This window comes from Aestuariibius sp. HNIBRBA575 (assembly GCF_040932005.1).
GTDB lineage: Bacteria > Pseudomonadota > Alphaproteobacteria > Rhodobacterales > Rhodobacteraceae > CANLNM01.
On sequence record NZ_CP162414.1, the window covers coordinates 25,001 to 39,683 of the forward strand.

Here is a 14,683-nt window from a genome sequence, read left to right on the forward strand (position 1 = left end):
CATGGACGTATTAAGTAGGGCGGAACACGTGAAATTCTGTCTGAACATCGGAGGACCACCTTCGAAGGCTAAGTACTCCTTACTGACCGATAGTGAACCAGTACCGTGAGGGAAAGGTGAAAAGCACCCCGACGAGGGGAGTGAAACAGTACCTGAAACCGAACGCCTACAATCAGTTGGAGGCTCCTTGAGAGCTGACAGCGTACCTTTTGTATAATGGGTCATCGACTTAGTGTATCTAGCAAGCTTAAGCCGTTAGGTGTAGGCGCAGCGAAAGCGAGTCTTAATAGGGCGATTGAGTTAGATGCATTAGACCCGAAACCGAGTGATCTAGGCATGACCAGGATGAAGGTTAGGTAACACTAACTGGAGGTCCGAACCCACACCTGTTGAAAAAGGTCGGGATGAGTTGTGCCTAGGGGTGAAAGGCCAATCAAACTCGGAGATAGCTGGTTCTCTGCGAAATCTATTTAGGTAGAGCGTCGGACGAATACCCTCGGGGGTAGAGCACTGGATGGGTAATGGGGACTCACCGTCTTACTGATCCTAACCAAACTCCGAATACCGAGGAGTAATATCCGGCAGACACACTGCGGGTGCTAACGCCCGTAGTGGAGAGGGAAACAACCCTGACCTACGACTAAGGCCCCTAATTCATGGCTAAGTGGGAAAGCAGGTGGGACGACCAAAACAACCAGGAGGTTGGCTTAGAAGCAGCCATCCTTTAAAGATAGCGTAACAGCTCACTGGTCTAAATAAGTTGTCCTGCGGCGAAGATGTAACGGGGCTCAAGCCATGAGCCGAAGTCTAGGATGCAATTTATTGCATGGTAGCAGAGCGTAGTGTGACATAGTTCCATGCGTCTTTAACCTTCTTCGGAAGGTGTTGGACGCAAGGAGCTTTCGATGAAGCCGGGGCGTGAGCCATCCGGTGGAGAGATCACTAGTGAGAATGATGACATGAGTAGCGACAAACAGGGTGAGAGACCCTGTCGCCGAAAGTCCAAGGGTTCCTGCTTAAAGCTAATCTGAGCAGGGTAAGCCGACCCCTAAGGCGAGGCCGAAAGGCGTAGTCGATGGGAATCAGGTTAATATTCCTGAGCCAGTAGGACGTGACGGATCTCGAAGGTAGTTCATCCTTATCGGATTGAATGGGCTGCTGAGAGGTTCCTGGAAATAGCCCTACATGAGATCGTACCCTAAACCGACACAGGTGGACTGGTAGAGAATACCAAGGCGCTTGAGAGAACTATGTTGAAGGAACTCGGCAAAATACCTCCGTAAGTTCGCGAGAAGGAGGCCCGGTTTCTAGGCAACTGGAAGCTGGGGGCACAAACCAGGGGGTGGCGACTGTTTACTAAAAACACAGGGCTCTGCGAAGTCGCAAGACGACGTATAGGGTCTGACGCCTGCCCGGTGCCTGAAGGTTAAAAGGAGGAGTGCAAGCTCCGAATTGAAGCCCAGGTAAACGGCGGCCGTAACTATAACGGTCCTAAGGTAGCGAAATTCCTTGTCGGGTAAGTTCCGACCTGCACGAATGGCGTAACGACTTCCCCGCTGTCTCCAACATAGACTCAGCGAAATTGAATTGCCTGTCAAGATGCAGGCTTCCCGCGGTTAGACGGAAAGACCCCGTGCACCTTTACTACAGCTTCGCACTGGCATCAGGCACAATATGTGCAGGATAGGTGGTGGGCTTTGAAGCAGGAACGCTAGTTTCTGTGGAGCCTCCCTTGAGATACCACCCTTATTCTGCTTGATGTCTAACCGCGGTCCGTTATCCGGATCCGGGACCATGCGTGGCGGGTAGTTTGACTGGGGCGGTCGCCTCCTAAATAGTAACGGAGGCGCGCGAAGGTTGGCTCAGACCGGTCGGAAATCGGTCGTTGAGTGCAATGGCAGAAGCCAGCCTGACTGCGAGACTGACAAGTCGAGCAGAGACGAAAGTCGGTCATAGTGATCCGGTGGTCCCGAGTGGAAGGGCCATCGCTCAACGGATAAAAGGTACGCCGGGGATAACAGGCTGATGGTGCCCAAGAGTCCATATCGACGGCACCGTTTGGCACCTCGATGTCGGCTCATCTCATCCTGGGGCTGGAGCAGGTCCCAAGGGTATGGCTGTTCGCCATTTAAAGAGGTACGTGAGCTGGGTTTAGAACGTCGTGAGACAGTTCGGTCCCTATCTGCCGTGGGTGTAGGATACTTGAGAGGAGTTGCCCCTAGTACGAGAGGACCGGGGTGAACGTTCCACTGGTGGACCAGTTGTCGTGCCAACGGCAGTGCTGGGTAGCTATGAACGGACAGGATAACCGCTGAAGGCATCTAAGCGGGAAGCCCCCCTCAAAACAAGGTATCCCTGAGGACCGAGGTAGACTACCTCGTCGATAGGCCAGAGATGTAAGCGCTGTAAGGCGTTCAGTTGACTGGTACTAATGGTCCGATAGGCTTGATTTGATCCAGTAATAGCAAGGCATTACTCGGACAAAAGCATACACAAACAATGTACGAAACTTGGAACTGATGTTAAGGGCGACCAAAAAGTCGCCCGTGTTCTTTCCTTGGTTTGGTGGTCATAGCACGAGTGAAACACCCGGCTCCATTCCGAACCCGGCCGTTAAGCACCGTTGCGCTGATGGTACTGCATCTTAAGGTGTGGGAGAGTAAGTCACCGCCAAACCTAGAAAAGAACAAATTCTCTCTAAACGATATCAAAATCCCCAATCAAACACCCTGGGGAATACATCCTTGGCGCGGGATGGAGCAGCCCGGTAGCTCGTCAGGCTCATAACCTGAAGGTCGTAGGTTCAAATCCTACTCCCGCAACCAATGAATAATCTTATTACATTCAACACCTTATTATTACATTCAACACCTTAAACGCCCCTTAGGGCGGCATTCGCGTTTGTACCCTAAATCACAGTGCTACAACAGTGCTACGGAAAAGGTGCAGAAAGAAGGGTAAGCTGCGAAACAAGACATGCGCGGTGAACCTCACCAACAGCGGCTAAACCCGAATGAATGATTTTGTCCCTCTAATTGTTATCGGCGCAATTTTCGCCGCTGTTGTTTTCCTCTGGCTACCACCGCACCCAGACACCCGCCCTTTTGCCTCAAAGAGCTTCACTGGGCGCGTTAAGCATGTTGTGGATGGTGACACCCTCTATATTGCCAAACATCGCTCCTCTGTGCGTCTCTGAGGCGTTAACACGCCTGAAAATGGCGAATATGGGTTTCTGGCCGCAACCAGCCAGCTAAAGCGCCTTGTGCATGGTAAAAAAAACCGTTGCCAGATTATCGCCCGTGACAAATACGGGCGCACGGTTGCCCGTTGCTATCTTCCAGACGGGCGCGACGTTGGGGCGCTGATGATCCAAAGCGGCCACGCTAAGGAAATGCGCGGCTTTTCCCGTGGGTATTATTCAAATCTATAGGATGGATTCGACCGCCGCCGCTCATGTATACATGTTACCATGCCTAAGGAAAAAACAATGAGCTACGTTGCACCGAGCCGACAGGGAAAGACGCTCATAGGAGCGCATTTTGACCCTGAGATAAAACGCGAACTAAAGACCATCGCGGCGCATGAAGACACCAGCATACAAGCCTTGCTTGAGGAAGCCATTTCCCTGCTTTTGCGTGATCGTGCGGCTAAGCTGTCTGATGAGTAGGAGTATATAATGGGATTTGTTGGATGGGTTCTAGTCGGGCTTGTCGGTGTTGCATTCTTTGCTTTTCGTGCGTTTTCCTCTAACGCACATTAGCATGAAACTTTAGCCGCGAGCCATCAACGGAAGATTGACTAAATACCTCGCCAAGTTGCGCACAATAAATCCGTTCATTTACCAATTCTTGTCAATGTTCTGCGTGAAGAATTCCCAGACGAAGGAAACGAGATCACGGTGCTTTCCTTGTCTGATTTTTATGACCGAATAGCGATTTGGATAAGCGCTTATGATGGCAACGGCAGTTCGGGCGTACACAGAGAGTTTGTGCAGGATGGCAGGCGATTTAATGACGGGCGAACTTACCAAGAATTGGTGCAGGGTGAAATCGTCGGGCTTGCACCTGCCCCAGTTGCCCGCGCCGCTAGAGCGGATTTTGCGCAATGGTGGGACAAAATGGATCGTATCATAAAATTTACCACTGAAAAGGCGCTGGCCAGTGGCTACGTGGCCACCTAACACCCCTCACAGAAATCGTTGCTTCCACAACCTTCCAAGTGTGGTTACGCCAAATCCTGCCGAATTCATCTGCCAACTCTTACAATGCAAAACGATGGACCTGAATGTGGGGCACCTGAAGGCCTCTCCAGCCACCAGGGCCGCAACGCTCAGCGTAGGCGCGAAGAGCTTGATTTCTCTGTATTTGCGTTAGCGATTCTGGGTCACCTTCACCCAAGTTCAGAGCAGGCTCATTGTCTCGCAAGCGTTCAAATATCCCGTCTTCTTGCAAGGCAAGCCAACACGCTACTGGTCGCTTGGACGGGCGAACGATCGTCTTGCCTGTAGTTTCCGTGAAGAGAAGCCGCTTGAGGGCTCGAAACGGCATCCCGACATTGCCAACTCGCTGCGGGTGTGGCGCTGCGTTGTTCCTCGGCGCTGGGACGGATGACGGGAACATGTAGACGCATGGCGGCGGCAGACCATACGGCCCCAGCTCAATCTACCGATCCGGAGCTGTGACAAGCTACGGACATGGCCGCCCCACAGTTCCACACAACAAGCCCGTCTATCTAAAGCCTTTCCCTTCGATGCGCTTGTAAGTCATGATCAACCCAATTCCATCCCAGACTATAGGCTTCAAACGATCGGCAGGTTTAGAACGAAGGATGAAGACTGCGCCGTTGAAAGCGTCGAGATCAAATTCATTCCAAAAGATCGCAGCCAACCCATCCATACTTTTGCAGAAGTCGTCCGTTGATATAATCCCTGCGAATTCCGGCTCGTCCAAAGTGTCCAAGTGAGAACGCACACGCAGACAATGTCTAAGGGTCGCATTATATTTACATCAGGATAGCGGCAGAAACGGTTGCATCAGCGGTGCCCCAAAGTGGGTTTAGGTATGTGACAATCGTCGCCGTAGGAACCAGACAAAGAACACCCCGCCAATCAGGCCCGTAACGATGCCGATCGGCATATCATCTGGTGCCATGATCGTGCGGGCAATGATGTCCGCCCAAACCAGGAACACCGCGCCGCAGAGCGAGGATACGGGCAATAACCGGCGGTAATCGCCCCCGACCAACAGGCGCACGATATGGGGGATCATCAATCCGACAAACCCGATGATCCCTGAAAACGCGACCATCACACCGGTGATCAATGCGCCAATGACAAACACCGTCAACCTGAACCGCGCGACCGGAATGCCCAACGTGGTGGCGGTTTCATCCCCGATGGTCATGGCGTTCAATGTGCCAGATTTGAGCCATAAATAAGCGCCGCAGATGAACAGGATGGTCGCCGGATAAATCAGTTGGTCCCATTGTGCCAATCCCAGCCCGCCTAGCATCCAGAAAACCACCGTATGTGTGGCTCTTGGATCGCCGAGAAAAATCAAGACATTGGCGGCGGACATGACGATGAACGACACAGCCACACCCGCCAGAACCAAACGGTCTGCGCTGGTTGCAGCCGCAAATTGCGAAACCGCCAAAACAATGAGCGTCGCCCCAAGGGACCCCAAAAAGGCCAGCAATGGCACCGTCAACAGACCCAAGAATAACCCGGTATGCAAAAGGGCCAAGATCGCGCCGAACGCCCCCCCCGCCGAAATCCCGAGCAAATGAGGATCCGCCAATGGATTGCGGGTCACCGCCTGCAAACTGGCGCCCACCATCGCTAGGCCAGCCCCCACAAAACAGGCAAGGATGGCGCGTGGAAACCGGATGTCCCAGACGATGGCTTCACGGCCTCTGGACCAATCCTGCGTGATCGTGTCTGGGGCAATCTTGTTGATCAAAATGCCCCAGACCGTGCCCAGTGGAACCGATACCGCCCCAACGCTGACCGCAATCGACAAAGACCCCAACAGGACCAGACCCCCTAGGATCGTGGCCCCCCACATGCCGCGCGGCTTTGGTGGGCGGGGTCGGGATGATTGCGGTGACAGCGTCATAATCGGTTACTCAGCCCGAAACGCCGCGGCCAAGGTTTTGACAGCGTCGATGTTGCGCGGCCCCGGTGTTGCCTCAACATATTCCAGCACCACGAACCTATCATTGCGCACGGCGTCCATGTCGGCAAAGGCAGGGTTTGACATCATGAATGCGCGTTTCTGGTCGGCGGTCACTTCGCCGTAATTCACGATCACGATGACTTCTGGGTTGCGTTCAACCACAGCTTCCCAACCGATCGTGGCCCAGCTTTTCTCAAAGTCGTTCATGATGTTTGTGCCGCCTGCCGCTTCGATCAGCGCATTGGGCATGGCATAACGGCCGGCGGTAAACGGGACGTCTTCGCCGCTGTCATACACAAAAACACGTGGGGGGGAGTCCATTGCGGGCAATTCCGCAAGGAATGTATCCAGCTCGGCTTGGTAGGTTTCGATCAGCTGTTCGGCCCGGTCGGAAACGTCGAAAATCGCCCCAAGATTGCGCAGATCGGCATACATATCCTCCATGGATGCGGCGTCTTTTTCACCGATATGGATGCAACTTTCGGTTAGTTCGTAAACTTGGATGCCAAAAGGTTCCAGCGTTTCGGGGGTGACTTCGCCGCCCACTTTCATCCCGTAATTCCAGCCCGCAAAGAAGAAATCAGCATCCGCGCCGATCAGAACCTCTTTGGAGGGGTATTGCGATGACAATTCGGGCAGTTCGGCCACGCCTTGGGTCATTTCGGCGTCCAGCTTGTTCCATCCGGAAATGCCCGTATAGCCAACCATACGATCCGCAAGCCCCAGAACCAGCATCATTTCTGTGAGGTTCACATCGTTTGAAATCGCGGCCTGAGGGGGCGTTTCAAACGTCACATCACGTGCACAGCTTTGCACGGTGGTTTGGGCCATGGCGGCGCTGGAAATGGACAACGCCGCCAATGTCAGAACGGTTTGTTTCATCAGGTATCCTATTCAAATTGGTAGATTAAACGAAAAATGGGACTCGCCACTCAAAGCGAGGTGATCGCGCTGGGCGTCAACTTGGAACGTGGTGGAAACCAACCTATCCGTGAGCAAAGTCTGAGGCGGGCCAAATCCCTGTGGGTGGCCATCCTTTAGAACCAGCACATCGTCGCAGACACTCGCGGCCATATTCAGATCATGCAGCGACACAACAATGGTCAGTCCCAGACTGCGGATCAGGGAAACCACTTCGAGCTGGTGACGTACGTCCAGATGGTTTGTGGGCTCATCCATAATCAAAACTTGTGGTTCCTGCGCCAATGCGCGCGCCACCATGACCCGCTGTCGTTCACCGCCGGATAAGGTGCCAAAATCGCGATCTGCCAGGTTTTGCAGGCTCAGCGTCGTCAAAACCGTATCAATGATGGTTTCGTCGCCGGTTCTGCCGGTGGTGAACCGGGTTAAATGCGGCGTTCTGCCCAGCCGCACGATTTCCCTCACCGTCAATCCAAATGCAGAGGCCTGCTCTTGTAGCACGGCTGCGATCCGCCGTGCGCTGTCACGGGCGGACATGGCCCAGATGTCTTGGCCATCGATGCGCACCTGACCGGTTTGCGGTTTCTGAAACCGGTAAAGCAGCCGCAACAACGTGGATTTTCCAGCGCCGTTGGGCCCGACAACGCCCAACACACGCCCCGCTGCAACGCGAAACGTGGTGGCATGCAAAACAGGTTGGGATGATTTCGTGGGCGCCCAGCTCACGTCGACCACTTCAAGCTGCGCGACGGTCATGATCGGCATCCTTGATTGGTGAAACAGCCCTTTTCGCCCAACAGGGCAGTGCCACAACACGCGCCGGATACGCGGACTGTTTGCCGCGCATTCAGAACCGTTTCACGGCCAAACAAAAATGAAATTTCAGCCCCTAGGGCCAGAGTGTGACAAGGTCGCCAATCCATTTCGCCCTCCGCAAATATGCGGGATGCAAAGCAGATAGGTCGTGACCAACGCGCGTTATTCGAGCCGCCATCATGATCTCCTAACCAGACACCCCGTCTGGGTTGAGTTGCATTGACGACACCAAAATGTCGCCCGATGGCAGGTCTCCTGACTTGCGGATCAGCGTTTTCCCGAACCTTCCCGGGCCTTGCGGCTCAGTGGTGCTCTTCGGGTCAACTCTCCGCTTACAGTTGCGGGGGCAGTTACGGATTTGGCGCTTTTGAGCTCTTCCTTACCGTATTCCCTTTTCATCCCAGACGCATATTCGCCGGCTGGAAACCATCTGTGGGTGTTTTGAAATATCTGGGCGGGCGCGTCAAGTCTGACAGCGTGGGCAGATAAGCCGATTAAAATAGTCGGATAAGTTAAGGACGCGGCTTAAACGCGCTGGACAACCCAATTGGTCCTGCCTATGCAAGGGGCGTTCGCAAAGCCAACCATTTTGGTCAGCCATGCCTTTGATCAAGGATGACTGATATGCTTCGCGCAATTTCCCTTTGTTTTATGACGATGGCGGCCCCTGTTTTTGCAGAAACGACGACCATCGAAACCTATGCCGGGCCCATGGACGTATCCGTTTTGCCCGACCGAATTGCGGTGTTTGATATTGCTGCATTGGACACGCTTGATGCGCTGGGCGTGGCCGTGCACGGCGTCGTATCGCCGCTTTATGTCGATTATGTCCAACATTCGGTGCAAAATGCGGACAATGTTGGCACGTTGTTTGAACCCGATTTCGAAGCCATCGCCACAGGCAATTACGACCTGCTGATTGCCGGGGGGCGATCATCCCGTGTGGCGCTCGATTTGACAAAAATCGCACCGACCATCGATATGACAATCTGGGAAGATACCGTCGGGCAGGGGCTCGACCGGCTGGACGCCTATGGGGATGTTTTTGGCAAACAAGCCGAGGCAGCTGCATTGCGATCCGCATTCCAAGACGCGTTGGATACGGCAAAACAGGCGATGTCAGACGAAGGTAACGCGTTGATTGTCATGACAAACGGTCCAACAATCTCTGCTTATGGGGCCAATGGTCGGTTTGGTTGGCTGCACACAGCCATGGACATCCCAGAAGCCGTCGCCGCAGTAGAACAGGCCACCCATGGCGAAGCGATCAGCTTTGAGTTCATTCTGGATGCAAATCCGGACGTGTTAATCGTCATCGATCGCGCCGCGGCAATTGGCCAGGACGGTGTCACCGCAGCCGTGACGTTGGACAATGAACTGGTGCGTCAAACGACGGCTTGGGCCAATGGCAACGTGATTTATCTGAACAGCGCAAATGTCTATATTTCCGGTGGCGGCATTCAGTCGATGACACAAATCGTTTCCCAATTTGCAGCGACGTTTTCGGATGGCTGAATGACGGATATATACTGGTTTGGGGCGGGTGTTTTTATACTCGCTCTTTTATCGATTGGGTCGCTTTTCGTCGGGGTGATTGACCTGACATTTACGGATATATGGCGCGATCCACAGGCGGTGCGGTTGATCGGGATCAGCCGGTTTCCCCGCACAGCTGCCGCGCTAATTTCAGGCGGCGCATTGGCCGTTGCGGGCAGCGTGATGCAAATGCTGGTGCGCAACCGGTTTGTCGAACCAATGACGGCCGGAACCGGGCAGGGCGCAGCATTGGGCGTCTTACTGGTCACGATCTGGATGCCGCAGGCGACGATTTTCACCAAAATGGCACTGGCATCTGTGACCGCGTTGATATCGAGCCTTGGTTTTCTGGCGATTGTGCGCCGTTTACCCCCCAGCCAGCCCCTATTGGTGCCTTTGGTTGGCTTGGTTTATGGCGGGATCATCGGCGCTGGTGTGTTGTTTGTCGCGTACCAAGCGGACCTGCTACAGTACATTTCCGTCTGGCTGAACGGCGAATTTTCGGGCGTTTTGCGCGGGCGCTACGAATTGTTATGGCTGACTGGCGCCGGGGCGGTTCTGACCTATTTTGCCGCAGATCAGTTTGCGACTGTGGGCATGGGGCAGGCGGTGACAACAGTGGGCATCATTCCTTTTGTCGGGCTGGTGGTGCCCAATATCATCTCGCGTTTGCGTGGCGATAACCTGCGCCGTACCTTGCCTTTGGTGGCAGTGTTGGGCGCGGTTCTGACGCTCGGGTCTGACATGTTAGGGCGGGTGATCCGCGCACCGTTTGAGATCCCAGTTGGGACCGTTTTGGGGGTCACGGGGGCTGTAATCTTCCTGTGGTTAATCTATCGGGCGCCATCCTATGAATAGGCGATTGTTTTGGCTGGCCTCACTGTTTTTACTCTGTTGCGCGGCGTATATGACGCTTGGCGCACGAGGCCCCATCGGGTTTGTGCTGGCTTTTCGCGGATCAAAGCTCGCGGCATTGATATTGGTGGGAATTTCGATTTCAACCTCAACCATTCTGTTTCAAACGGTCACACAGAACCGCATTTTAACACCGTCGATCATGGGATTTGACGCGCTCTATGTCCTGATCCTGACGGCGGCTGTGTTCTATCTGGGGGGGATGACATTTGCGGGGATGTCGGACCAGGTGATCTTTGTGGGGGCGGCAGGAGCAATGACTTTGGCGGCGCTTTTGCTGTTTTCGACAATGTTGCGGTCAGCGCAAAACAACCTTTTGAGGATGATCCTGACGGGGATCGTTTTTGGGGCCTTGTTTCGAGCGCTGACAGATTTCATGCAACGCCTGATCGACCCCAATGAATTTTCCGTCGTCCAAGGCGCGTCCTATGCCAGATTTTCATTGATCGAAACGGAATTACTGTTGGTCGCGGCGTTGATTTTGGGCGGGGCGATGCTGTGTACATGGCGGATGCGATTCTCATTGGATGTCATGGCGCTGGGCCGGGAAACGGCTGTAAATCTTGGAATAGACGCCAGCAATGTGCAAATGCAGGCGCTGATTTTAGCGGCCCTTTTGGTGGCTGTATCCACCGCTTTGGTTGGGCCTGTCGCGTTTTTGGGACTGTTGGTGGTCAGTTTGGCGCGGCTGACCACACCGGTTGAAAATCACGGCGTCCTGCTTTGCAGCGGCGCGCTGATTTCGGCCATCACATTGGTCGGTGGGCAAACCATTTTGGAACGTGTTTTCCAACTGGCCTCACCTTTGTCGGTTGTGATTGACCTGATGGGCGGTGCGTTTTTCCTGTTTCTCCTCCTCAAAGGACATCGCTGATGATTTGCGTGCGCAACCTATCCCATCAGATCGGCAACAGTTTGATCCTAAACGATATTTCCGTTGACATTCCGCAGGGCAAGGTCACGGCGCTGGTGGGGCCAAACGGGCAGGTCACCGTGGGGCCTTTGACGGTTGGGGCGTGTTCCAACCGGGAATTGGCCAAATATCTGTCGATTTTGCCTCAGATGCCGGATCAGGTGCCGCGTTTAACGATCCGCGAATTGGTGTCGTTTGGCCGCTATCCCTATCACCAAGGCCGCCCCAACCCGCAGGAGAGGCAAAAGGTGGACGCCGCGCTGAATGTGTTTGGATTGGCCGAATTTGCCAATCGACCGATTGCGGCCCTATCGGGGGGGCAACGACAGCGTGCGCAGATCGCAATGATATTTGCCCAAGACACCGACTATATGCTGCTGGATGAACCGTTGAACAATCTGGACATTGCCGGAGCGCGGTCGTTGATGGCGCTGCTACGACAATTGTCTGATCAACATGGCAAAACGATCGTGATTGTGTTGCATGATATCAATGTCGCCAGCCGCTATGCGGATTGGTTGGTGGCGATGGATGCTGGCCGGATCGTTGCACAAGGACCGCCAAAACAGACTGTGACCCCCCAGTTTTTAAGGGATGTTTTTCGCACCGATGCGGATATCCACCACATTGACGATGTGCCGGTGGTCTTGGTCTAAGCTGCGGCTTCGGCGCGTTTCATTTCCTGATGTTCGTCTTCGATCAGCCCGATTTTCCAATAACCGGATATATAAGCATCTGCCTTTGGCACGCCCCGACGGTTGATGATTTCGCGGCGCAACGCTTTGATCATGCTGCTTTCTCCGGCGATGCAGGTCTGTACGCTGCCGTCAAATTCCGGCAAGGCGGCAATTAAATCAACGCTTTGGGTTGCGGGCTGGGCGGGGTCTGTGTGCAAAATCCAATGCACCTCGACGCCCTCTGGAGCCTGTAGCTCTTGGCGATCATCCAGGGAAAGAACCTCAAAGAAGGCCACGCCTTTGGCATCACGAGGCATCGCATTCAGGGTGGCCGCCGCGACGGGTAGGGCGGACATATCCGCCGCAATCACATAGGTATCAGCGTGAAAATGAGCGAGCTTTATCGGCCCCGGCCCGGCAAACCCAGCAACGTCACCGACGCGACAACGACGGGCCCACGCGCTGGCGGGGCCGGTATCGCCATGATCCACAAAATCAATGTCGATTTCGCCTTTCTGGGGGCGAATGTGGCGGATCGTATAGGTGCGCATATCAGGGCGCGGCCCCGTCGCCAGCTGGGTGCTAAAATCAGCTTCGCTCTGATCTGGACGTGGCAGGAACAGCTTAAAATGTGCGCCTTCGATACCCTCCCCCAACGGTGCGATCCAATCGGCCACACAGGTCACGCGGATCATATGGGGCGTCACCCATGTCTTTGCGCAGACACGCATCACACGCGGGGGGCGTTTCGGGGGCACGGCCATTTGATTTTCCTTTGATAGGGCGTAATCAGGTGCAAGTGACCCGCGACAGGGGCCAAATTTTGTTAGCTCATCGTTTTCTGACAGATTTTGTCGGAAAAGAAAAGAGCATGTTCATCCCGCGCAAGCGTTTGCCGCTCGGAGCGCTGTAATAAAGCAAGCGTGTCATCCGCACTGAGCCCTTTGGCCTGAGCGCGCTGCCAGATTTTACGCGCTGAACTGGGCGACCAAGGCAGCGCCGCCTGACAGAGCCAAGCACGCAACACAGGCGGTAAAGTGTCATAGGTTTGCATTGAATTGCGCGCACGGCGCTTGCCGCGCAGGCTTGTTTGCCCCAAATTGCCAGAGCGATGAATGGTCATGGTGTTGGCCGAGAATGGAAAATGTCGCTTATGTAACTAGCTAAGTTACTGAATGCTCGCAACAGTGAATGTTGCGTGATGTCAAAGCGCGAGGAGTAGAGCCGTGAAACGAAACAGCCGTCTGTCATTGGCTTTGCACACCCTGAGCCACATGGCCTCAGACCCGGATAAAATGCGCACATCGGCCGATATTGCCGATCACGCGGGCACAAACCCGGTTGTTGTACGGCGGGTGCTAGGCAAACTGCGCGAGGCCGGTTTGTTAACGTCAGAAAAAGGCCATGCCGGGGGGTGGCGGTTGACTCGAAATCCGGCAGAAATCAGTCTGGCGGATGTGTATCTGGCGCTGGATGAACGGCTGGTCGCCAGCAACACAACCCAAGACGCCCCCAGCTGTTCGGTTGAAAATGCGTTGCATCAACGGGTTTCAAGCGTGCTAGAAGATGTCGAGCAAAGTCTGATTCAAAAGCTGTCTGAGACATCCATTTTAGAGGTGCGTCGCGCACCCTAAGCCCTGCCACGATAAGTGATCCATGCGCTGGGCTGATTGATTGAAATCCGTCCATTTAACATAATGTTAATCATTCTGGACGGATGCCCCTGCTTTCCGGTACGCTGCCACGCAGACATTGGTGGAAATGGTGGCAACACCGGCCGGGCATTTTTCCGGCATAACGCATGCCGCGTTGTTTCTGCGAAAACGTCGTTTTTATTGTTGTAAGGTTTGACCCCCGCACAATGACCCAACGGGTTAGACTGCTGTGGACTAAATATTTGTAAGGCTTGGCCTGCTGAACGTAGAAGGAAACCGGGATGACTGAAACGCCCCGTATATCAGAATTTGAACGTGCAATTGACCGCCATGCGCATGCGGAAAACACCCGGCATGAGGTCATCCGTTCCTATTACCGCGTACGCCAGACCCTAGGATATCTGGGGGTGTCGCTGCCCTTTCTGCTGATGCTGAGCAGCGCGGTCAGCAACGCCGAACTGGAACCGTCTCTCAGCGACTTTTTCCACACGATTTCGCGCGACGTGTTTGTCGGCGTGTTGTTTGCAATCGGAACCTTTTTGGTCATTTACGAAGGATATGAACGCGAACCGGGCGAAACCTTTACCGATAATTGGCTGGCGACGGTGGCCGGACTTTCGGTGTTTGGCGTGGCGCTCTTTCCAAATGAAAGCCCATCCGGTCAAGTGGCCGCTCTAACCCAGCAATTGGTGGGGATCGGCATCAGCCCAATCATTCATTATTCGAGCTGCCTTATCTTTTTCTACTGTATGGGGCATTTCTGTTTGTTCCGCTTTTCCAAAACCAAACATCCGGGGCGCCGTAAATATTACATCGCCTGTGGGTGGACCATCGTTGCCTGTGGTACGATGCTGGCGATCGCATCCTATTGGAAACAGATGGGACCGCCGGCTTTGACGGCGTTTGTTTTGGAAAACAATGTGGTGTTCTGGGTCGAAGCGATTGGCGTTTGGGCGTTTTCATCTGCCTGGGTCATCAAAGGGCGCGGTGATCAGGAATTGTTGGCGGCCTTTCCAATCAACAGCACCCGGCCAAAACACACCCAATCTTAAACCCGACCGCGCGCAACGCGCC

Annotated in this window: 15 protein-coding genes, 1 tRNA gene, 2 rRNA genes and 1 riboswitch (1 of these 19 only partly in view); of the genes, 12 read left to right on the forward strand and 6 right to left on the reverse strand. The window is 54.2% G+C overall.

The window, feature by feature from the left end; translation table 11 throughout:
* From AB1F12_RS00135 to AB1F12_RS00160, 6 genes are all read left to right on the forward strand, one after another.
* Positions 1-2,453: ribosomal RNA gene (locus tag AB1F12_RS00135) — 23S ribosomal RNA — on the forward strand; it begins 377 nt to the left of the window's first position.
* 108 nt (positions 2,454-2,561) lie between these two features.
* Positions 2,562-2,676: ribosomal RNA gene (gene rrf / locus AB1F12_RS00140) — 5S ribosomal RNA — on the forward strand.
* A gap of 72 nt (positions 2,677-2,748) precedes the next feature.
* Positions 2,749-2,825 (forward strand) — tRNA-Met (locus AB1F12_RS00145).
* Positions 2,826-3,232: 407 nt separating this feature from the next.
* A complete protein-coding gene (locus AB1F12_RS00150) occupies positions 3,233-3,430 on the forward strand; it encodes a thermonuclease family protein (RefSeq protein WP_368188192.1) in 198 nt (65 codons plus the stop codon).
* 57 nt (positions 3,431-3,487) lie between these two features.
* Positions 3,488-3,667 (forward strand): ribbon-helix-helix domain-containing protein, encoded by a 180-nt coding sequence (locus AB1F12_RS00155; RefSeq protein WP_368185643.1) that lies wholly within the window; start codon positions 3,488-3,490, stop codon positions 3,665-3,667.
* Between the two features lie 240 nt (positions 3,668-3,907).
* Positions 3,908-4,180, forward strand: coding sequence for a hypothetical protein (locus AB1F12_RS00160; RefSeq protein ID WP_368185644.1), 273 nt, complete (start codon positions 3,908-3,910; stop codon positions 4,178-4,180).
* 547 nt (positions 4,181-4,727) lie between these two features.
* Here AB1F12_RS00160 and tnpB read toward each other — a convergent pair.
* The 4 genes from tnpB to AB1F12_RS00180 form a co-directional block, all read right to left on the reverse strand.
* A complete protein-coding gene (gene tnpB, locus AB1F12_RS00165) occupies positions 4,728-4,895 on the reverse strand; it encodes an IS66 family insertion sequence element accessory protein TnpB (protein WP_368188194.1) in 168 nt (55 codons plus the stop codon).
* Between the two features lie 159 nt (positions 4,896-5,054).
* The gene (locus AB1F12_RS00170; RefSeq protein WP_368188196.1) at positions 5,055-6,065 is read right to left on the reverse strand and encodes a FecCD family ABC transporter permease; all 1,011 of its coding nucleotides are present in this window, start codon (positions 6,063-6,065) and stop codon (positions 5,055-5,057) included.
* A 57-nt stretch (positions 6,066-6,122) separates the two neighbouring features.
* Positions 6,123-7,058, reverse strand: a complete 936-nt coding sequence (locus tag AB1F12_RS00175) for an ABC transporter substrate-binding protein (protein ID WP_368185646.1) — start codon at positions 7,056-7,058, stop codon at positions 6,123-6,125.
* Positions 7,059-7,070: 12 nt separating this feature from the next.
* Positions 7,071-7,853, reverse strand: a complete 783-nt coding sequence (locus AB1F12_RS00180) for an ABC transporter ATP-binding protein (RefSeq protein ID WP_368185647.1) — start codon at positions 7,851-7,853, stop codon at positions 7,071-7,073.
* Between the two features lie 287 nt (positions 7,854-8,140).
* Positions 8,141-8,359, reverse strand: a riboswitch (cobalamin riboswitch).
* Positions 8,360-8,537: 178 nt separating this feature from the next.
* Between AB1F12_RS00180 and AB1F12_RS00185 the strand changes: the two genes are divergently transcribed.
* From AB1F12_RS00185 to AB1F12_RS00200, 4 genes are read left to right on the forward strand one after another with little or no spacing between them, the layout of a single operon-like run.
* On the forward strand, positions 8,538-9,428 hold the full coding sequence (locus AB1F12_RS00185; protein WP_368185648.1) for a siderophore ABC transporter substrate-binding protein: 891 nt from the start codon (positions 8,538-8,540) through the stop codon (positions 9,426-9,428).
* Positions 9,429-10,307, forward strand: a complete 879-nt coding sequence (locus AB1F12_RS00190) for an ABC transporter permease (protein WP_368185650.1) — start codon at positions 9,429-9,431, stop codon at positions 10,305-10,307.
* A gap of 49 nt (positions 10,308-10,356) precedes the next feature.
* Complete coding sequence (locus tag AB1F12_RS00195; RefSeq protein WP_368185651.1) at positions 10,357-11,238, forward strand: iron chelate uptake ABC transporter family permease subunit; 882 nt, start codon at positions 10,357-10,359, stop codon at positions 11,236-11,238.
* A complete protein-coding gene (locus tag AB1F12_RS00200; protein WP_368185652.1) occupies positions 11,238-11,933 on the forward strand; it encodes an ATP-binding cassette domain-containing protein in 696 nt (231 codons plus the stop codon). The genes AB1F12_RS00195 and AB1F12_RS00200 overlap by 1 nt, the downstream gene beginning before the upstream one ends.
* Here AB1F12_RS00200 and AB1F12_RS00205 read toward each other — a convergent pair.
* On the reverse strand, positions 11,930-12,718 hold the full coding sequence (locus AB1F12_RS00205) for a siderophore-interacting protein (protein WP_368185654.1): 789 nt from the start codon (positions 12,716-12,718) through the stop codon (positions 11,930-11,932). The genes AB1F12_RS00200 and AB1F12_RS00205 overlap by 4 nt on opposite strands.
* Before the next feature lie 62 nt (positions 12,719-12,780).
* Positions 12,781-13,077 carry a DUF6525 family protein gene (locus tag AB1F12_RS00210; protein WP_368185655.1) on the reverse strand — a complete coding sequence of 99 codons (297 nt, stop codon included), beginning with the start codon at positions 13,075-13,077 and terminating at the stop codon, positions 12,781-12,783.
* A gap of 103 nt (positions 13,078-13,180) precedes the next feature.
* Here AB1F12_RS00210 and AB1F12_RS00215 point away from each other — a divergent pair, with 103 nt between their 5' ends.
* Positions 13,181-13,588, forward strand: a complete 408-nt coding sequence (locus AB1F12_RS00215) for an Rrf2 family transcriptional regulator (RefSeq protein WP_368185657.1) — start codon at positions 13,181-13,183, stop codon at positions 13,586-13,588.
* Positions 13,589-13,890: 302 nt separating this feature from the next.
* Complete coding sequence (locus AB1F12_RS00220; RefSeq protein ID WP_368185659.1) at positions 13,891-14,661, forward strand: hypothetical protein; 771 nt, start codon at positions 13,891-13,893, stop codon at positions 14,659-14,661.
* Positions 14,662-14,683: the final 22 nt, after the last annotated feature.